The sequence below is a fragment of the Arthrobacter senegalensis genome (assembly GCF_059091765.1).
This window is the reverse complement of the sequence record NZ_JBNHGZ010000003.1, coordinates 101,396-121,488: the sequence shown is the minus strand read 5'-3', so window position 1 is coordinate 121,488 and position 20,093 is coordinate 101,396. Positions and strand designations below refer to the sequence as shown.

At 69.3% G+C, this 20,093-nt stretch carries 14 protein-coding genes; 5 read left to right on the top strand and 9 right to left on the bottom strand.

The window, feature by feature from the left end; all coding sequences use genetic code 11:
* Positions 1–18 precede the first annotated feature (18 nt).
* Positions 19–2,517, top strand: coding sequence for a DNA gyrase/topoisomerase IV subunit A (locus tag AC5RVG_RS10645; protein ID WP_494013840.1), 2,499 nt, complete (start codon positions 19–21; stop codon positions 2,515–2,517).
* 9 nt (positions 2,518–2,526) lie between these two features.
* Entirely contained in the window at positions 2,527–3,045 is a 519-nt protein-coding gene (locus AC5RVG_RS10640) for a DinB family protein (RefSeq protein WP_493999509.1), read from the top strand.
* Between the two features lie 61 nt (positions 3,046–3,106).
* On the opposite strand, the gene AC5RVG_RS10635 is transcribed toward AC5RVG_RS10640, so the two are convergent.
* From AC5RVG_RS10635 to AC5RVG_RS10620, 4 genes are read right to left on the bottom strand one after another with little or no spacing between them, the layout of a single operon-like run.
* Complete coding sequence (locus AC5RVG_RS10635) at positions 3,107–4,090, bottom strand: GNAT family N-acetyltransferase (RefSeq protein WP_494013839.1); 984 nt, start codon at positions 4,088–4,090, stop codon at positions 3,107–3,109.
* Positions 4,091–4,094: 4 nt separating this feature from the next.
* The gene (cydD, locus tag AC5RVG_RS10630) at positions 4,095–7,514 is read right to left on the bottom strand and encodes a thiol reductant ABC exporter subunit CydD (protein ID WP_494013838.1); all 3,420 of its coding nucleotides are present in this window, start codon (positions 7,512–7,514) and stop codon (positions 4,095–4,097) included.
* Between the two features lie 5 nt (positions 7,515–7,519).
* Positions 7,520–8,539: a cytochrome d ubiquinol oxidase subunit II gene (gene cydB / locus AC5RVG_RS10625; RefSeq protein ID WP_494013837.1), complete on the bottom strand. Its 1,020-nt coding sequence runs from the start codon at positions 8,537–8,539 to the stop codon at positions 7,520–7,522.
* A gap of 31 nt (positions 8,540–8,570) precedes the next feature.
* Positions 8,571–10,202, bottom strand: a complete 1,632-nt coding sequence (locus AC5RVG_RS10620) for a cytochrome ubiquinol oxidase subunit I (RefSeq protein ID WP_494013836.1) — start codon at positions 10,200–10,202, stop codon at positions 8,571–8,573.
* 188 nt (positions 10,203–10,390) lie between these two features.
* Between AC5RVG_RS10620 and AC5RVG_RS10615 the strand changes: the two genes are divergently transcribed.
* Complete coding sequence (locus AC5RVG_RS10615; RefSeq protein WP_494013835.1) at positions 10,391–10,780, top strand: BlaI/MecI/CopY family transcriptional regulator; 390 nt, start codon at positions 10,391–10,393, stop codon at positions 10,778–10,780.
* A gap of 5 nt (positions 10,781–10,785) precedes the next feature.
* On the top strand, positions 10,786–11,757 hold the full coding sequence (locus AC5RVG_RS10610; RefSeq protein ID WP_494013834.1) for a M56 family metallopeptidase: 972 nt from the start codon (positions 10,786–10,788) through the stop codon (positions 11,755–11,757).
* Here AC5RVG_RS10610 and AC5RVG_RS10605 read toward each other — a convergent pair.
* Positions 11,754–13,865 (bottom strand): DNA gyrase/topoisomerase IV subunit B, encoded by a 2,112-nt coding sequence (locus AC5RVG_RS10605; RefSeq protein ID WP_494013833.1) that lies wholly within the window; start codon positions 13,863–13,865, stop codon positions 11,754–11,756. The genes AC5RVG_RS10610 and AC5RVG_RS10605 overlap by 4 nt on opposite strands.
* 250 nt (positions 13,866–14,115) lie before the next feature.
* Between AC5RVG_RS10605 and AC5RVG_RS10600 the strand changes: the two genes are divergently transcribed.
* The gene (locus AC5RVG_RS10600) at positions 14,116–14,337 is read left to right on the top strand and encodes a DUF7455 domain-containing protein (RefSeq protein WP_493999501.1); all 222 of its coding nucleotides are present in this window, start codon (positions 14,116–14,118) and stop codon (positions 14,335–14,337) included.
* Between the two features lie 281 nt (positions 14,338–14,618).
* Here AC5RVG_RS10600 and AC5RVG_RS10595 read toward each other — a convergent pair whose 3' ends face one another.
* The 4 genes from AC5RVG_RS10595 to AC5RVG_RS10580 form a co-directional block, all read right to left on the bottom strand.
* Positions 14,619–15,893, bottom strand: a complete 1,275-nt coding sequence (locus AC5RVG_RS10595; protein WP_494013832.1) for an RNA polymerase sigma factor — start codon at positions 15,891–15,893, stop codon at positions 14,619–14,621.
* A 249-nt stretch (positions 15,894–16,142) separates the two neighbouring features.
* Positions 16,143–17,417, bottom strand: coding sequence for a DUF4192 domain-containing protein (locus AC5RVG_RS10590; protein WP_494013831.1), 1,275 nt, complete (start codon positions 17,415–17,417; stop codon positions 16,143–16,145).
* A 116-nt stretch (positions 17,418–17,533) separates the two neighbouring features.
* Positions 17,534–18,889: an MFS transporter gene (locus AC5RVG_RS10585; RefSeq protein WP_494013830.1), complete on the bottom strand. Its 1,356-nt coding sequence runs from the start codon at positions 18,887–18,889 to the stop codon at positions 17,534–17,536.
* Positions 18,890–18,922: 33 nt separating this feature from the next.
* Positions 18,923–19,924, bottom strand: coding sequence for a proteasome assembly chaperone family protein (locus AC5RVG_RS10580; RefSeq protein ID WP_494013829.1), 1,002 nt, complete (start codon positions 19,922–19,924; stop codon positions 18,923–18,925).
* Between the last annotated feature and the right edge of the window lie 169 nt (positions 19,925–20,093).

Sequence of the window (20,093 nt, the reverse complement as noted above, 5' to 3'; positions counted from 1 at the left end):
AGGACCGAAGCTCTACCCATGCCCCGCCGCCAGACTCCCGCCCCCGAAGAGGACTACACGGAGAACATCGTCGATATCGACGTGACCTCCGAGATGGAAGGCTCCTTCCTCGAATACGCCTATTCGGTCATCTACTCGCGCGCACTGCCCGATGCCCGCGACGGGTTGAAGCCGGTGCAGCGCCGCATCCTCTACATGATGTCCCAGATGGGGCTGCGGCCGGACAAGGGGCACGTGAAGTCCGCCCGCGTGGTCGGCGAGGTGATGGGCAAGCTGCACCCGCACGGCGACGCCGCCATCTACGACGCGATGGTGCGGATGGCGCAGTCCTTCTCGCTGCGCATGCCGCTGATTGACGGCCACGGCAACTTCGGATCGCTCGACGACGGTCCCGCGGCTCCGCGCTACACCGAGGCCCGCCTCGCACCACCGGCCCTGGCGCTGACCGACCACCTGGACGAAGACGTTGTGGACTTCGTGCCCAACTACGACAACCAGCTGATGCAGCCGGCGGTACTCCCGGCCGCTTTCCCCAACCTGCTGGTCAACGGGTCTTCCGGCATCGCGGTGGGCATGGCCACGAACATGGCGCCGCACAACCTCGGCGAGGTGATCGCCGCGGCCCAGCACCTGATCGCCAACCCGGACGCCACGCTCGAGGACATCATGCGGTTCGTCCCCGGACCGGACCTGCCGTCCGGCGGCAAGATCGTGGGCCTGGACGGAATCCGCGACGCGTACGCCACCGGCCGCGGCTCCTTCAAGACCCGCGCCAAGGTGGAGGTGGAGAAGCTCACCGCCCGCCGCACCGGACTGGTGGTCACCGAGCTGCCCTACGGCGTGGGCCCGGAGAAGGTGATCGAGAAGATCAAGGACGCGGTGACGTCCAAGAAGCTGCAGGGCATCAGCGACATCGTGGACCTGACCGACCGGCAGCACGGCCTGCGCCTGGTCATCGAGCTGAAGAACGGCTTCAATCCGAACGCCGTGCTGGCGCAGCTGTACCGCTATTCGCCGATGGAGGATTCCTTCGGCATCAACAACGTGACGCTGGTCGACGGGCAGCCGCGCACGCTGGGCCTGATGGAACTGCTGCAGGTCTACATCAGCCACCGCATCGGCGTCGTCCGGCGGCGCACCGCGTTCCGGTTGGGCAAGAAGAAGGACCGGCTGCATCTGGTCGAGGGCCTGCTGATCGCCATCGTGGACATCGACGAGGTCATCCAGATCATCCGTTCCTCGGACGAGGTGGCCGCCGCCCGCGAACGGCTGATGGCCATCTACGACCTGTCCGAAATCCAGGCCAACCACATCCTCGAACTGCGGCTGCGCCAGCTGACCAAATACTCGCGGATTGAGCTCGAGAAGGAACAGGACGAGCTGCGCCGCGAGATCGCCGCACTGGAGGAAATCCTGGCCAACGAGGCCATGCTGCGCCAGCTGGTGTCCGACGAGCTGGGCGAGGTTTCCGCGCTCTACGCCACGCCGCGGCGGACCGTGCTGCTCGAATCGGAGGCCGCCGCCCCGCTCCGCGGCACCGCCCTGCCGGCTCCCGCCCCCGGCAAGAACGCCAAGGCCGCCCTGCCGCTGCAGATCGCGGACGACCCGTGCTGGGTCCTGCTCTCGGCCTCCGGCCAGCTCGCCCGCACGGTGGACCAGGAGCCCCTGTCGGACGGCCAGCGGATCCGGCACGACGTCCTGGCGTCCGTCGTCAGGACCACGGCACGGGCCGAGATCGGAGCGGTGACCTCGCTGGGCCGGATGCTGCGGCTCCCGGTCCTGGACATGCCGGTGCTCGCCGCCGCTGCCGGGTCGCCCAACCTGGCCGGGGGCGTCCCGGTCAAGGAGTTCGTGACCCTGGCGAAGGGCGAATCGCTGGTGGCCTTGGCGCCGCTGGACAAGGTCCTCGCCCTCGGCACGGCGCAGGGCATCGTCAAGCGCGTGACCCCGGACTACCCGCTCAACCGGGAGGACTGGGAGATCATCGCGCTCAAGCCCAAGGACTACATCGTGGGCCTGAGCGTCCCGGCCGACGACGATGAACTGGTCTTCATCACCCGCCAGGCGCAACTGCTTCACTACCCGGCCTCGACGGTGCGCGCCCAGGGCCGCACTGCCGGCGGCGTCACGGGCATCAAGCTGGGCGCGGAAGACACCGTGACGTTCTTTGGTGCGGTCGCCGCGGGGGATGCGGACGCCGTCGTCGTCACCGTCGCCTCCTCGCAGGAAGCCCTGCCGGGCACCTCCCCCGGCTCGGTTAAGGTCACCCCGTTCACGGAGTACCCGGCCAAGGGCCGCGCCACCGGCGGCGTGCGCGCGCACCGCTTCCTGAAGGGCGAGGACATGCTCTCGCTGGCGTGGGCCGGGCACGGGCCGGCGAAGGCCAGCTCGTCCAACGGCGCCTCCCGGGCGCTGCCCACCGAACACGGCCGCCGCGACGGTTCCGGCATACCGTTGTCCCAGCCGGTGGACGCCGTCGGCCCCGCCCTATCGCAGCAGGGGTCACAAGACTCCTAAGCTGGCTGCATGGCGATCATCCCCGATACCAAGGACTGGACGTGGGTCACCGGGCGGCCCTGCCCCGAATGCGGCTTCGACCCGGCCGGCGTCACGCCGGACCGGATCGGCCCTGAGGTGCTGGCCACGGTGCCCCGCTGGCAGGCGGCCCTGGCGGAGCCCGGCGCCCACGTCCGCCCCGACGACTCGACGTGGTCGGTGCTCGAGTACGCCGCCCACGTCCGGGATGTCTGCCGCGTGTTCGATGCCCGGTTGCAGCTGATGCTCGGCCAGGACAACCCGGAGTTTGCCGACTGGGACCAGAACGCCGCGGCCGTTGAGGGACGTTACGCCGGCCAGGACCCGCGCGCCGTCGCCGAGGAGCTGGCGGCAGCAGCCGCGGAGGTCGCCGCCGGCTTCAATGCGGTGACCCCGGCAGAGTGGGACCGGCGCGGCAGGCGCAGCAACGGTTCGGCTTTCACCGTCGTCACGCTCGGCAGCTACTTCCTGCACGACGTCACGCATCACCTGCACGACGTCGGGGCGTAGCCGCCGCCCGGCCGCGGTGCACGATGTCGTAGGTGCACGACGTCGGGGCTGCCTTGCCCGCTCAGGTCAGGGGCAGTTCATAGTCCAGGTAGCGCTTGGTGGGCACGTAGCCCATCCGGGTGTAGAGGGCCAGCGCCCCGCTGGGGTTCTCGGTGTCAACGCCCAGCCCGGCGTGTGCCATCCCGCCGGCCCGGAACCGGCGCATCGCTTCGGCCAGCAGCGACTGGGCAAGCCCGCGGCCGCGCCATTGCCTGCGGACGCCGAGGAGGTTCGTGAACCCTTCGTCATACCCTGACTGCAGCTTGTACTGAGGATCAAAGCTGGCCACCTGGTACGCCACCGTCTCGCCAGAGGCGGCCTCCACCACCGACATGCTCCACTCCGGCCTGGTCTCAGGGTGCTGCACCAGGTTCTTCCACCGGCGCTCGTCCCTCGGCTCGCTGCCCCAGTGGTCCGCGAACGCCTCGTTGTGGGCGAGCCGCACGGCGTCGCTGTCGCCCGGATCCAGGTCCACAAAGACGAAGCCCTGCGGCAGCGGCGCGTCCGGAATCTCCACCAGCGGCCGGGTCATTTCGGTGAAGTAGCGGACCACCCTGGCGCCCACCGCTTCCATCAGCGCGTTGTGCACCGGATCTTGTTCCTCGGTGCTGCTCCGCAGGACGCCGCCCCTGATGCCGGCCGCGCGGAACCGGCGCCGCTGGCGGTCGGCCTGCCACTCGTAGAGCGCCCTGCCGATGCCGCGGCGGCGCCAGTCCGGATCCACCCCGCCCCAGGTGTGGGCGACCGGTGAGCCGGCGTTCGCGTAGACCCGGCCCACGGCACGCACCGTCCCGCCGGCATCCAGCCCGAGGGCGGTGCACTCAGCGGGGTCGTTGGCAGGGTCGTCGAACGCCTCCGCCAGATCCGCCGTCGTCTCGGTCCAGACCGGTTTGTCCACCGCGGCCATCCGCTGGATCAACCGGTGCCAACCCTCGATGTCCGAGGCGGACATGGGACGCCAGCGCAGGGCTCCGCCGGGAACGACCGGCAGGTCGGAATTGGTCATTGCCTCAGCTTAGGGCAGCGGCATATGTGCCGGTAGGCAGCTGCAGCCGAAGCCCGCACCATGCGGCTTGCCGTTCGTCGTGCGTCACCATGACGACTGCCTTGCCGGCGAGCCCGCGGCGCAGGTCGGCCAGCAACGCGTCCCCGGCCTCGCGGTCCAGGTGCGCGGCAGGTTCGTCGAGCAGCACCACATCGGAGTCGGCCAGCAGCGCCCGGGCCACGGCGAGCCGCTGCCGCTGGCCGCCGGAGAGGAAGTGCCCGCCCGGGCCGATCCGGGTGCCCAGCCCCTGCGGCAGTCCGGCCAGGAATCCGCCCAACCCCACGGCGGCGAGCGCCGAGCGCATCTGCTCTTCGGCCGGCGGGTCGGTGGCAGGCCGGGCCAGCAGCAGATTGGCGCGGAGCGTCGAGTTGAACAGGTGCGCTTCCTGGGGCATCCACGCGATGGCCGACCGCGGAGCCCCGCCGGACCTCCCGTTGACCAGGTAGCGGCCGGAGGCCAGTGGCAGGAACCCCAGCAGTACGCCGAGCAGCGTGGACTTCCCGCTTCCCGACGGGCCGGTGACCGCCAGCCATTGACCGCGCTCCACCCGCAGGTCCACGCCGGTGAAGGCGTCGTGGTCCGCGCCCGGGTACCGGTAGGACGCGTTGCGCAGTTCCAGCGCCTCGACCGGAGCTTCCCGCCGTGCTTGGCGGGCCGGGGCCGCGCCGCCGCTGCCCAGCTCCGGAATGACGCGTGCCCCGGCGGCGCGCCAGGCGCCCCATTGCTGCACCGCGGTGTTCACCGCCATGAAAGGTTCGGCCAGCGCCAACTGCATCAGGACGACGACGGCCACCACCCCCGGCACCGTGCCTCCCGCCGAGCCGAGCATCACGACGGCTGAGAGGGAACAGGCCAGCACCGTCAGCGCGTGTCCCAGGCCCTGCGCCCAGGCGCTGCGCTGCACGGCGGCGGTCGCTTCCCGGTCAAGGCGGCGGGCACGCAGCAGCAGCGGCCCGGCAGCCGTGTTTGCGGCCAGGTCCGGTGCGGCCGCCAGCAGCCGCGTGAACGCGTTCAGCGACCTGCCCTTGAGCCACACGGTGGTTGCCTGGGCGTGGCGGTCCGCCCAGCGCGTCACCGCGGGGGCTCCCACTATGCAGATCCCGGAGAGCAGCAGCTGCCAGCCAAGGGCCGCGGGCATCAGCAGCGCGGTGGCCACGCAGGACGCGGCGGCCACCAGCAGGCCGACCAGCGGGGCGAAGACCGCCCGAGGGGCGATGTCCCGCAGTTCGTCCACGTCTCCGACCAGCCGCTCCAGGGCGCCGCCGCCGCGTGCCAGCCGCCGCCACGCTGCCGGCCGCTGCAGCAGCCCGTTCCACAACCTGATCCGCAGCCGGTCGGTGCTTTCGAAGACGGCGTCGTGCAGCTTCAGCCGTTCCTGGTAACGCAGGACCGAACGCCCGATCCCGAAGAACCGGACACCGACGATGGAGGTCATCAGGTACAGGATCGGCGGCTGTTCGCTGGCATAGACGATCAGCCAGCCTGACAGGCCCGCCAGCGCGACGGCGAAGAGCGCCGCGCCGAGGCCAAAGCACAGTGCGGCCAGGAACTTCCCGCTCCACGGCCGCAGCAGCGCCGCCTGCCGCCACAGGCCGGGTCCGGCGCCGGCTGCGTCCTTCCCCGCCGCTTCGGTTCCGCCGTCCTCCCCCGCCGCTTCCGTGCCGGAGCCCGCCCTTGCTCCGGGCGCCTGCGCGCGGCGTTCGGTGCCCGATGCCGGGGACCGCACACCATCCGTATCCGACGGGGCGGCAGCAACGGGTTCCCCGGACGCCGGCACCACCGGCACCACGTGGTCGGCGAGCGCGGCGGTGTCCGGGTCGTGGGCCACCAGCACGGTGGTCACCGGGCCGCGGAGACCGTCCAGCGCGGCCTCGATGGCCCGGGCACTGCGCTCATCCACGTGCGCGGTAGGTTCATCGGCCAGCAGCACGTCCACCCCGGGGACATGGTCAACCCGGGCCAAAGCCCGTGCCACGGCCACGCGGCGCAGCTCTCCCGGGCTGAGGTCGCCGGTGTCCGCGTCCGCCAGGCCGGCGGCATTGACCTGCGCCAGCGCTTCCTCCGCCGCTGCACGCCCGGCCGGCCCGGCCAGCCCGGCATACAGCGCCACCTCCTCGGCCGCCGTGGACTCGGAGGGAACCGGATGCTGCGGGATCCACGCGATCCGGCCGCGGTCGAGGCCGGACACCCGGCCGGCGAGCCGGATGCGGGCCCCGTCCCGGCGCAGGCCCGCCAGGATCTCCAGCACCGTGGTCTTGCCGCCGCCGCTCGGCCCGGACAAGGCGGTGATGCGGCCGGCCAGAGCCGTGAAGTTTAGCCCTTCCAGCACCTGCCCGCGGCCCGGGTAAGCGGCGGTCAGCCCGGCAACCCGCAGCTCCGGCGCTTCCCCGCGGACCGCCCGGGGCCGGTGCCCGGCGTCCGGAGCGGCGACCAGCGGCCGGCCCGCCGGCGCGTCCAACACGGCCTTGCTGCGCTCGAGGGCTTCCAGTCCGTCTTCGCTCGCGTGGTGCGCCGAGCCGAGGTCGCGCAGCGGTTGGAAACACTCCGGAGCCAGGATCAGGGCCAGCAGCCCGGCTTCGAGTTCCATTCCGCCGTAGACCAGCCGGATGCCCACGAACACCGCCACCACGGCCACGGAAATGGTGGCGATCAGTTCCAGTGCCAGCGAGGACAGGAAGGCGACCCGCAGGGTGGCCAGGGTCCGTTCCCGGTAGGCGCGGGCGACATCGCCCAGGGCCCGGGTCTGCGCGGCGGCCCGGCCCAGGCCGACCAGGACCGGCAGTCCCCGGGCCAGTTCCAGCAGGTGGTCGGACAGGCGGTCCAAGGCGGCGGCCGCCTGTTTCGTCCGGTCTTCGGTGTGCTTGCCGATCAGGATCATGAAGACCGGCACCAGCGGCAGCGTGAGCACCACGATCAGCGCGCTCACCCAGTCCGCGGCCAGGATCCGCAGCCCCACCAGCAGGGGTACGGTGGCGCAGGTCACCAGGGCCGGCAGGTACTTGGCGTAGTAGTCGTCCAGGTTGTCCAGTCCCCGGGTGGCCAGCACACTCAGGGCGCCCTCGCCCGGGGCGGAGCCGTTGCGCCCGGCCGGGGAGGCACCGCCGTCGTGCAGGATACGGGCGGCGAGGCGGGCCCGCAGGTCCTCCTTGATGCCGGCCGCAGCCCGCTGTGCGGCCACGTCCTGGCCCCAGGCCGCGGCCGCGCGCAGGACGGCGCCGAGGGCGCCGGGCAGCAGGACCGCCTCCCAGCTGAACGTCCCGGCCGCCACGCCCGCCACCCCGGCGGCCACCGCCGAAGCGAGCAAGACCAAGCCGCCGGCCTTGACGGCCGCGGCCAGTCCCAGCAGGTAGAGCGCCCGTTTGCCGGCGGCGCCCACCGGAAGCACCGGCTTCACTGTGCGGTGACGGCGTGTGCTGCGGGGATGGCGGAGGCGCTCACGCGCTTGCGGAACACCCAGTACGTGTAGCCCTGATAGACGAGCACGGCCGGGATGCCGAACAGCGCCACCACGCTCATCACGCCCAGCGTGTAGTCCGACGACGACGCCGAGTCCACCGTCAGGCTGAAGGCCTCGTCGATGGTCGAGGGCAGTACCGTGGGGAACACCGCGGTGAAGATGGTTGCCGACCCGGCGACCACGAAGGTGCCGAGTCCGGCGAAGGAGAGTCCGTCCCGTCCGGCCTTGGCCAGCAGCCAGGCCGCCGCCGCGCCGAGGGCGGCCAGCAACAGCGTCGCCACCGTGACGGCCTTGCCGTGGCGCAGCACCAACACGGCGGCCCAGGCGGCCATCGGCAGCAGCGCCACCGGCAGCCAGCGCAGGACCAGCGCCTTGGCCCGCAACCGGACTTCGCCGTCGGTCTTCAGCGCCAGGAACGCCGCCGCGTGGACCAGGCTGAAGCCGACCACCGCCAGCCCGCCGAGCACGGCGTAGCCGTTGAACCAGGCGAACGGTCCGCCCACCCGGTCGCCGTTGGCGTTGAGCGGCAGGCCGGTGGTGGTCAGGGCGAGCATGGCCCCGACGCCGAAGGCCGCGACCAACGAGCCCAGCGCGATCGCCCAGTCCCAGCGCGCCCGCCACCGGTCCGTGTCCACCTTGCCGCGGTATTCGATCCCGACGGCGCGGAAGATCAGGGCCAGCAGCACGAGCACCAGCGGGAGGTACAGACCGGAGAACAGGGCGGCGTACCACTCGGGGAAGGCCGCGAACGTGGCGGCCCCCGCGGTGACCAGCCAGACTTCGTTGCCGTCCCAGACCGGGCCGATGGTGTTGAGCAGCACGCGGCGTTCCGTGTTGTTCCGGGCGAAGCCGCGCATCATCATGCCGACGCCGAGGTCGAATCCTTCCAGGAACAGGTACCCGGTCCAGAAGAAGGCGATGACAATGAACCAGATGGTAGGCAGGGTTTCCATGAGTCGTCCTTATCGATCCGTAGGAGCCGGTTCAGTACGCGAACGCGAGCACGTCATCAGGGTCTTTTCCGTTCCCGTCCGTTCCGTCTCCGTCCTTGCCGTGGCCGCCGGTGCCGCCGTCGTCGTCCTTGCCCGTGCCATCCGCGGACGCCGCGGGCAGCAGCTCGGGCATTGCCGCCGGCACACCGCCGCGGCAGTAGGCGGCGAGCAGCTTCACTTCCACCACCAGCAGCGAGCCGTAGACCAAGGTGAAGGCGCTGAGCGAGAAAATCAGCTCCCCCAGCGAGACGCCCGGCGACACGGCCGCGGCCGTGAACATAAAGACGTTGTCGATGCCGTCGGGATCCGGGTTGGGTGCCACGACGAACGGCTGGCGGCCCATTTCGGTGAAGATCCAGCCCGCCGAGTTGGCACCGAACGGGGCGAGGATTCCGAACACGGCCAGCCGCATCAGCCACTTCGATTCGGGCACCGTGCCCTTGCGCACCACCCACAGGGCGACGGCGGCGGCCGCGGCGGCCAGCATGCCGAAGGTGATCATCATCCGGAAGCCCCAGTAGGTGACTTCCATGACCGGCACGTAGTCGATTTCGCTGCCGGCGCGCTCGCCGTAGATCGGGTTGTCGGGCAGGTGCGTTCCGAAGCGCTCCTGGTACTCCGGCAGCAGGCTGTTAATGCCCCGGATCTCGGTGTCGAAGTCGCCGTTGGCCATGAAGGAGAGCAGTCCGGGCAGCTCCACCACGGCGACCATGTCGTCGCAGTCGTTGGAGCCGAGGTCGCCGACCGTCAGGATGGAGAAGCCCGTGCCGTCGTGGCAGGCGGCCTCCGCGGCGGCCATCTTCATGGGCTGTTGCTGGAACATCAGTTTAGCCTGCAGGTCCCCGGTGAGGGACACCCCGGCGAAGGAGACGACCGCGACGACGGCGCCGATCCGCAGCGAGCGGAGCCAGACCTTGTGGTCGGCCGCATCCCTGCCGCGCGCCGGGTCGGATCCGACGACTACCGTGCCGTCCGGGCCCACGGTGTCGATGCCGTCGCGGCGGCGCTTCCACAGGTGGTACCAGCTGATGCCCAGCAGGAAACCGCCGGCCACCGAGGTGGCGCCGAAGATGGTGTGCGGGAAGGCCACCAGCAGCGTGTTGTTGGTCAGCACCGCCCAGACGTCCACCATGACCGGCCGACCGTCGATCATTTCGACGCCGACCGGGTGCTGCATCCAGGAGTTCGCGGCCAGGATGAAGTAGGCCGAAGCGACGGTGGCCAGCGAGGCACCCCAGATGCTGAGCAGGTGCACCGCTTTGGGCAGCCGGCCCCAGCCGAAAATCCACAGGCCCAGGAAGATGGACTCGACGAAGAACGCGAGCAGCGCCTCCATGGCCAGCGGGGCGCCGAAGACGTCGCCGACGAAGCGGCTGTATTCGCTCCAGGCCATGCCGAACTGGAATTCCTGGACCAGGCCGGTGGCCACGCCCATGATGAAGTTGATCAGGAACAGCTTGCCCCAGAACTTGGTCATCCGCAGGTACTGGTCCTTGCCGGTGCGGTACCAGGCCGTGTGCATGATCGCGACGAGCAGTCCCAGGCCGATGGTCAGCGGCACCATGAGGAAGTGGTAGACGGTGGTGATACCGAACTGCCACCGCGCGATTTCAAGTGCTTCCATTGCCGCTGCCTCCCGGACTGACCTGGGTTCCGGCCTGCGCCGGAACTCATTTCTACAAGCCGTAGAACTTAATCTTCTACGAACTGTAGAACATTTGCACGAAAGACGGTAAATTAGAGACCAAGAGCACGGTCGCGGAAAGGTTCTGCGCGCCGGTGATGCGACGTTAAGAGACGAAAAGGAACCAGATGGCTACTCTCGGAGATTTGGAACGGGCGGTCATGGACGTGCTGTGGTCCCAGAACGCCGCCGATCCCGCCGAAGGAGGACTGACCGCCAATGAGCTGCGCGACACGTTGGCGCAGGTCTCCGCGGACGGGGCGGACGGCAAGGAGCTGGCCGTCACGACGGTGCTGACGGTCCTGTCCCGGCTCGAGAAGAAGGGGCTGGTCCAGCGCGGCCGCGACATCCGCCCCCACCGCTACCGGGCGGTGACCAGCCGCGAAGAGCACACCGTGGAGCTGATGCACGAGGTCCTGGGCTCGGCCCCGGACCGCGAGGCCGTCCTGGCCCGCTTTATCGGCACGGTCAGCGACGAGGAAGCGGAAACCCTGCGCAAGATCCTCTCTTCCAACTGAGCTGAATGTTCCTGGCCTCCTACCTGCTGGCCGCCATGGCGGTCATTTTGGCGTGGCCTGCTCCCATCCTGCTCTCGCGGGCACGTTGGACGGCCCGCAGTCCCGGGACGGCGCTGGTGCTTTGGCAGGCCATCGCCCTGGCCGGCGGCCTGTCCATGATCGGCGCCATGCTGACGTGGGGCTTGGAACCGCTGGGAGACCACCTGCTGGCCGGCCTCCGGGGCCTGACCGGCCTTCTGCTGGACGACAGTGCGGATACCGGCCTGGACTTGGTGCACGTGTTCGCGCTCAGCGCCGCCCTGCTGCTGACCGTCCATTTGGTCTTCACGCTGCTGCTGACCTACTACAAGATCCGCAAACAGCGCGGCCGGCACCGCGACCTGCTGAATCTGCTCAGCTCCCCGTCCGAAGACTCCCCGCGCACCCTGGTGATCAACCACCCGGCGCCGGTGGCCTACTGCCTGCCCGGCGGCGGCGGCTCCGTCACGGTGCTCTCGAACGGCCTGCTCGAGTTGCTCTCGCCGGACGAACTGCACGCGGTCATGACGCACGAAAAGGCACACTTGGAACAGCGCCACGACCTGCTGCTGTGGGCCTTCGCCGCCTGGCGGGCGGCCCTGCCCTGGCTCCCCACCTCGAAGCTGGCCCGGACGGCGGTGAACGAGCTGATCGAGATGCTCGCGGACGACCATTCCCTGAAGACGTCGGCCCGCGAGACGCTGGTGCGTGCGATCGCCGTCGTCGCTGCCGGTGAGCGGCCGGCGGCGGCAGGCCCGGCCGCAAGCCTGGGCGACCCGGCGAAGGGATTGCTCGGCGCCGCCGAGGCGGAGTCCTTTGTCACCGCACACCGGCTGCGGCGGCTGCTCTCCCCTGTTCCGGCCCTTGGCGGCGCGGCCCGGTCCGCGGTACTGCTGGCCGCGGCTTTGCTGCTGGCGGTGCCGACCGTCCTGCTGGTGGCACCCGGGCTGGCGGCCTAGGCGTCGATCCGTTCCCGGTCGAGCATCGAGGCGCCGGCCACAATGAACTCCTTGCGCGGCGCCACGTCGGAGCCCATCAGCAGGTCGAAGGAACGCTCGGCGGCTTCGGCATCCTCGATCCGCACCCGGCGCAGCGTTCGGTGGCGGGGCTCCATGGTGGTCTCGGCCAGCTGGTCGGCGTCCATCTCGCCCAGGCCCTTGTAGCGCTGGATCGGCTCCTTGTACTTCCGGCCGTCCTTCTCCAGGGTGGCGAGCAGTTTGTGCAGCTCGTTCTCCGAGTAGGTGTACACCACCTCGTTGGCCTTGGCACCCGGGTTGATGATCTCCACCCGGTGCAGCGGGGGCACGGCGGCGTACACGCGACCGGCGTCGACCAGGGGGCGCATGTAGCGGAAGAAGAGCGTGAGCAGCAGCGTGCGGATGTGCGCGCCGTCGACGTCGGCGTCCGTCATCAGGACGACCTTGCCGTAGCGGGCCGCGTCCAGCTGGAAGCTGCGCCCGGACCCGGCCCCCACCACCTGGATGATGGCCGCGCATTCGGCGTTGGAGAGCATGTCGCCCACCGATGCCTTCTGCACGTTGAGGATCTTGCCGCGGATCGGCAGCAGCGCCTGGTGGTCGGACGAGCGGGCCAGCCGTGCCGTGCCCAAAGCGCTGTCGCCCTCGACGATGAACAGCTCGGAGCGTTCGACGTCGCTGGTGCGGCAGTCGATCAGCTTTGCCGGCATGGAGGACGTCTCCAACGCGTTCTTGCGCCGCTGCGTCTCCTTGTGGACGCGGGCCGAGATGCGGGACTTCATCTCGCTGACGACCTTTTCGAGCAGCAGCGCGGATTGGGCCTTATCCCCGCGGTTCGAGGACCCCAGCTTGGCGGCCAGCTCCTTCTCCACCACCCGGGACACGATGGCGCGGACGGCGGAGGTGCCCAGGATTTCCTTGGTCTGGCCTTCGAACTGCGGCTCGGCCAGGCGGACGGTGAGCACCGCGGTGAGTCCCGCGAAGACGTCGTCCTTTTCAATCTTGTCGCTGCCGGCCTTCAGCTTGCGGGCGTTCGCCTCGATCACCTTGCGGAAGGTTTTCAACAGCGCCTGTTCGAAGCCGGCCTGGTGCGTGCCGCCCTTGGGGGTGGCGATGATGTTCACATAGGAACGGACCGTGGTGTCGTAACCAATGCCCCAGCGCAGGGCGACGTCAACGTGGCAGTCGCGGTCGACCTCGGCGATCTTGCTGTGCCCGTTTTCATCGAGTACCGGAACGGTTTCCTTGAACTTGCCGGAGCCGTGGAAGCGCCAGACATCCGTGACGGCGCTGTCGTTGGCCAGGTATTCGACGAACTCGGCGATGCCGCCGTCGTGGTGGAACACTTCCTCGATCGGGCCGTTCTCGCCGGCGGTGCCGGCCAACCTGCGCTCGTCGCGCAGCGTGATCTTCAGCCCCGGAACCAGGAACGAGGTCTGCCGCGCCCGGTTCTGCAGCTCTTCGTAGGAGAACTTGGCGTCCGGGGTGAAAATCTGCCGGTCGCCCCAGTATCTGATGCGCGTTCCGGTCACGCCGCGCTTGGCGGTTCCGACCACTTCCAGTTTGGAGCCCGTGACGAACGGCTCGAACGCGGACTCCGGGCCCGGCCCCCTGCCCGTGTCGATGAACTTGCCCGGCTCGCCGCGGCGGAAGGACATTTGGTACGTCTTGCCGCCGCGGTCCACCTGGACATCCAGGCGGGAGGACAGGGCGTTGACCACGCTGGCGCCGACGCCGTGCAGGCCGCCGGAGGCCGTGTAGGAGCCGCCGCCGAACTTTCCGCCGGCGTGCAGCTTGGTGAACACTACTTCGACGCCGCTCAAGCCGGTCTTTGGCTCGATGTCCACCGGGATGCCACGGCCGTCGTCGTGGATCTCCACCGAGCCGTCCGGGTGCAGCGTGATCTTGATGCTCTGCCCGTACCCGGCCAGCGCCTCGTCGACGGAGTTGTCGATGATTTCCCATAGGCAGTGCATCAACCCGCGGGAATCAGTGGATCCGATGTACATGCCCGGCCTCTTGCGGACGGCTTCCAGCCCTTCCAGGACGGAAAGATGGCGTGCTGTGTACTCAGACTTCGTTGGCGCCACGTGTACGAGTGCTCCTTGGCAGACAGAACTGCGGTCCTTGGCCGCGGTCCGCCGCGAATAACGGACCGTTACTAGGCTAATCCCCTTTGCGGGCGGGCTTGTGCACCGCGCCGGAGCGCAGACCGGCATGTGACGCAGCTCCCGGCTGTTACCCACACGTGATACGCGGTGAGCGAAAGTGACCCCATCTTGCGAAGATTTCCGCGCTTCGGATGGTTCTATGGATAGACGCACTCGTAAGGAGGTCATCATGACGACAGCAGTAGCCCCCCGTGAACTGACCGCATTGGACCGATGCGACCGGTGTGGTGCCCAAGCCTATGTACGGGTTGTCCTGGCCTCCTCCGGCGGCGAACTCCTCTTCTGCGGGCACCATGCCCGGCAGCATGAGCCGCAGCTTCGCTCCAAGGCCTCGGAATGGCAGGACGAAACCAGCCGGTTGACCGAAAAGGCCGGCGCCGCCGCCGAATAGGTTCTTTGGGAACGGGCTGCAGCCGCAGCCCGTTCCCGGAGCGGTCCGACAGGTCCGCCCGGTACCCGGTCAAAGGCGCCGTTCCCCGCAAGGGGAACGGCGCCCTTTGCGTCTCCGGAGGCCTTTCCGCCGGGGGCGCCCGGGGACCTGGCGCCGGAACGCGGAAGCGCTCCCCTTCCCCCGCTGCCGCCGGCTAACGCAGCAGGGCCGGCCTTTTGCGGGTGCCGGTTAACGCAGCAGGGCCGGCCCCTTGCGGGTACCGGCCCTGCTGCGCAGTCGGATTAGTCCAGGTAGTCGCGGAGTACCTGCGACCGCGACGGGTGCCGCAGCTTGGACATGGTCTTGGATTCGATCTGGCGGATGCGTTCCCGCGTGACGCCGTAGACCTTGCCGATTTCGTCTAAAGTCTTCGGCTGGCCGTCGGTGAGTCCGAAGCGCATGGCCACCACGCCGGCTTCGCGCTCGGACAGCGTGTCCAGCACCGAGTGGAGCTGTTCCTGCAGCAAGGTAAAGCTGACCGCGTCGGCGGGAACCACGGCCTCGGAGTCTTCGATCAGGTCGCCGAACTCCGAGTCGCCGTCTTCGCCCAGCGGCGTGTGCAGCGAGATCGGCTCCCGGCCGTACTTCTGGACCTCGACGACCTTTTCCGGTGTCATGTCCAGTTCCTTGGCCAGCTCTTCGGGAGTGGGCTCGCGGCCCAGGTCCTGGAGCATCTGGCGCTGCACGCGGGCCAGCTTGTTGATGACTTCCACCATGTGCACCGGAATGCGGATGGTGCGGGCCTGATCCGCCATGGCGCGGGTGATGGCCTGCCGGATCCACCAGGTGGCGTAGGTGGAGAACTTGAAGCCCTTGGTGTAGTCGAACTTCTCGACGGCGCGGATGAGGCCCAGGTTGCCTTCCTGGATCAGGTCCAGGAACAGCATGCCGCGGCCGGTGTAGCGCTTGGCCAGCGAGACGACCAGTCGGAGGTTGGCTTCCAGCAGGTGGTTCTTGGCGCGCTTGCCGTCGTGGACGATCTGCTCCAGGTCGCGCCGCAGGCGCGTCTCCATGGTGCCGTCGTCCTTGGCCAGTTTCTCTTCGGCGAAGAGACCGGCCTCGATCCGCAGCGCGAGGTCGACTTCCTGCTCGGCGTTCAGCAGGGCGACCTTGCCGATCTGCTTCAGGTAGTCCTTGACGGGGTCGGCGGTGGCGCCGGCGGAGACCACCTGCTGGGCGGGGGCGTCGTCGTCGTCGGCGTCGGAGTAAACAAACCCGGACCCGGTCTCGCCGTCCTTGCCCTTCTTGGCGCCGGCTTCCTCGGTGGCTTCTACGTCTTCCTCGGTGGGCTCCGGCTCGACCTCGGGATCCTCGTCGACTTCTTCCGTGGCCAGCTCGGCGGTGTTCGCCTCATCCTTCTTGGCAGCGGCACCGGGCTTGCGGCCGCGCCGTTTGGGAGCAGCTTCCGCCGCTGCCGCTGACTGGGCGCCCGCGCGCTTGGTCGTCGCGGACTTTTTCGGAGCGGAGGCAGCAGTCTCCTCATCGGGAGCTGCAGCAGTCTTCTTGTCCGGTGACACAGAGAACCTTTCGTACGGCGGTCTGTGACGCTACCTGCGGGTAACACCACTATGACCCTGTCAAGTCCGTGAATGAATTCAAACCAAGCCACGGACGCAGGGTCTGCATGGCATAACCTGATCCGCGGCGGCGGTATTCCCGCAGGATCTACCGCTGTTTGAAACACGAACCCAACCGGGTCTCGGTTCCCATTGTCTCACGATTCAGACCGCCGGATGAACTGATTTTCGACCGTCGCGACGCCGCGATCATGCCGTCAGGTGCCTCCGTCCGGGCCAGGCGGTCTCCCGCCGGCGCGCCCACACCGGCAGCATTCCGCTGTCTGCCAGTTCCTGCACCAGTTCCGCCAGCCGGTAGCCGGGCCATTCGCGAAGGCAGGCCTCGGCCCGTTGATGCGCATGCGTACCGCGTCCCCGGGCCCATTCGATCCAGGCATGCAGCGTGCCGGCGGCAGCGCGGGAGCGCCCCGCTCCGACGGCGTGCAGGCGGGAGAGCAGGTGTGCCGTGGCGTCCACGCGATCCCAGTCCGGAGCGTGGGGCGACTCACCGATCAAAATTTTGGACCAGCCCCGGGCTGCGGCAGGATCGCCGGACCCGGGCAATGGATCGACGGGCGGCGCGGCGCCCGCCGCCCGGTCCGCGTCATCGAGGAGGCCGGATGCCTCGGCCCAGAGGAACGCCCTCTCGGCGCTGCTGCAGGCGAAGATGGCAATACCGTCCCGTACCGCGTTGTCGCTCAGGCTCGCCAGCAGGAAGGCCTGCGCTTCCGCCGTGAGGGTTCCGGCCTTGTGCGCTGCCAGGGATTGCTCCCAGCGGCGGAGGGTGTGGAAGTAGAAGTCCGAATGGGTCCACTCTCCCGCGCGTCCCGCGGCCAGCCGGTCCGCCTCCTGCCGTATCCCGGCCGCGACATCGGGTGTCGCTGCCGGTGCCGGTTCCGGTGCCTGTGCAGCCCCGGCTCTCCGGACGGACGTGGCGGTCGCGTACGGCGCGCCGGAGGCTGCCGCCCGTGGGACGGCCACGGCCTCCGCTGCGGAGGCCGCGTAAGTGCTGCCGCTGTAGACAAGTTCGGCGCTCAGGGCACTGTCCCGGATCTGTGACACCGGACGTCCGGGCAGCGGACAGCATTCGGCGTCGGCGCAATAAAGCTCCCGCCAGTGCTGCGGGCCTACCGTCCAGCCCGCGCGGACCGGCAGCCCGGCGGCGGACAGGGAACGGCCGAGGGCGGCCACGAGCCGGGCATGGGGCGGCCGGCCCGGCGAACGCCAGGGGTGGTCCGTGTACAGGATGAGCAGCGCGGAGTCGGCGTCCTCGTCGGAGCGCAGATAGTCCGCCGCCGTTTCGGCAAACAGTTCGAGGTGGCAGCCGTCCCGGCTGGCGGGGAGGTCCAGGCGGAGGGTCGCGCCCAAACGGCCTTGGGAAAGGGCCAGCAGCACCACGCTGTCGGCGGGAAGGAATCCCAGCGCATGCGGCACGAAACCGAGAATGTCGACGGAGCGGCGGGCGGTGAACTTCTTCTTCTCCATGACAGGAGCCTTCCGCCGCTGCCTGCCCGGCGGCCAGCCGAGGGGGCTCTCCTGTGGACAACCGCCCTTCCGAAGCCCAGGTGGAGGGAGGGTGCTCAACGGTGGAGGGAGGGTGCTCAGCCGCCCCGGGTTCCGCCGTTCCCCCTGCGTTCCCGGGTCCGTTCGCGCCGCCGGCGGCGCTCCCGTGCCAGCGCATCGCGCAGCGGCGGCACGGTAATCCCGCCGTGCGACATCCGGGTGCGCACTCGTTTGCGCACGGCCAGCATCGCCAGCGTGCCCGCGATCAGGAAGAGGAACTGGAGGCTGAAGGCCAGCTTGAACGAGTCCAGCGCGTACAGGTCGCCCTGCGAGAACCCGCTGGCCAGCAGGGCATCGAGCACCACGCCCATGCCGAGCATCACCAGCAGCGCCGAGATGAAGCCGCCGACGTTGACAATCCCGGTGGCCGTTCCGGCGCGGCTGAGCGGATTGAAGGTCCGGGCGAAGTCGAAGCCGATCATGGAACCCGGGCCGCCGACGGCCACGGCCATGACCAGCAGTAGGAGCAGCCAAAACGGGGCCGGGCCCGGGTAAACCAGGACGCACAACCAGGCCGCCGACATGGCCCCCACGATCAGCAGGGCCATGGTGGAGCGCCGGAGGGGATGCCGGCCCACCCAGCGGCCCAGCAACGGGCCGGCGACGAAGGAGGTCATGACCGCTGCCGTCATCAGCGCCGAGGCTTCCGTCGGCGTCAGGCCTTGGGCCGACACCAGGAACGGGTAACCCCACATGAGCATGAACACGTTCGCGGGAAACTGGACCGTGAAATGAGTCCACAGTCCCAGTCGGGTACCCGGTTCCCGCCACGCTTCGGCCAGCGACGCGCCGGTCTGGCGGAGGGTCGGCTGCGGGGCCGTCCGCCGGGGTCCCGGCTCGTTGCGGACCACTGCGAGGGCAAGGACGAAGGCCACCGCGGAGAGCGCGGCAACAGAGAGGAAAGCCGGCGTCCAACCCGCCAGGTTAAGGATGGCCACGAACGGGATGACGCTGATCAGCTGGCCGATCTGGCCCAGCTGGCCGGTTAACTGGGTCAGCAACGGAATGTGCTTCCCGCTGAACCAACTGGGCAGCAGCCGCAGCACCGACACGAAGGTCATCGCGTCGCCGGCACCGACGAGGACGCGTCCGGCCAGCCCTTCGGGGACGGAGGACGCGAAGGCCAGGGCGGTTTGCCCGGCCAGCATCAGTACGGCCCCTCCGGCCACCATCATCCGGGGTCCGTATTTGTCCACCATGAGGCCGACGGGGATCTGCAGGCCCGCGTACACCACCAGTTGCACCACGGTGAACGTCGACAACGCGGCGGCGGTGGCGTCAAAGCGCTCGGTGGCCTGCAGGCCTGCTACGCCGAAGGAGGTCCGCTGGGTGATCGCCACCAAGTAGGCGAATATCCCGCTCCCCCACACCCACCAAGCACGCCGCGAATCCATTGCTCCATCTTGCCCACGGTCCGGGGCGCGGGACTAATCGGCGTCGCCGGACCCCGTGGAGGCTCCTTCGGCGCCGTCGTCGTCGGTGGCAGGCTGAGTGGCCAGGAAGGCCTCCACTGCCGCGCCGATCTCGTCGGCGTCGGGAAGCTCTTCGTTGTCCTTGACCAGCAGCGAGCGGCGCTCTTCATGCCCCGCGTACTCGTCGTACCGCTCTTCCAGCCGGCCGACGACGCGCTGGACGTCCGCGGAGTCCTGTACCTGCCGGTCGATCTGGCTTTCCACCTCGCGTCCGGTCTCGCGCAGCCGGTCTGTGGGCAACGTCAGCGAGGTGGCGGCACCGATGTACTCCAGCGCCGCGACGGCGGCAGGCGGGTACTGGGCGTCGGACAGGTAGTGGGGCACGTGGATGGAATAGCCGACGACGTCACGGCCGGCCTCTGCGAGGCGCACTTCCAGCAGCGGGCCGATGCCGGCCTGCAGCTCCGCCTGCGGTTTCCAGCTGGTGATCCCGTCGATCAGGTCCTGCCGCGAGCCGTGGACGGTGACGCCGATCGGGCGGGTGTGGGGCACCGGCATGGGCAGCGACTGGACCCACGCGACCAGCCGCGTCTGGAGCCGGTTCGCCACCCAGACGACCGCACGGGAGAACCGCTCCCACTGGTAGTCGGGTTCGGGGCCGGTCAACAGCAGGAACGGAGTGCCGAGCCCGTCGACCAGCCTGTAAAGCTCGATGGCGGGGGCTTCGTAGTCGGTGAAACGGTCGCCGGCGAAGGTGATGCGGGGCCGCCTGCTGCGGTAGTCCACCAGTTGGTCGGCGTCGAAGGAGGCGACCAGTTGTGCGTCGAGCCCGTCGAGCAGCTCGTCGCCGATCTGCTCCACCACGTGGCCGGCTTCCGCAGCACCGGTGAATCCCATGACGAGATCAAGCCCGCGCAGCTCAGGCGAGTCGAACAACTCCGCGTTGGTCGACATCAGCGACCGTGGATCCAGCAATGTGCCCTCCGTTCCGGCATCGTCTCTTTCCCTGCCGTGCATGCCTCTCGCAATGTTCAGCGCCCGGGCGGGCGGAAAAATTCCGGCCCGCGGGCCGGACAGCGCGTGCGCGGCACCGCATCCGGTGCGGAGAGACTACGATCGACAGGTGCAGGCCCTGTTCCGGCCAACCTTTTCAAAGGCTCATTCCTGCTGGAACTACTGTAGACAC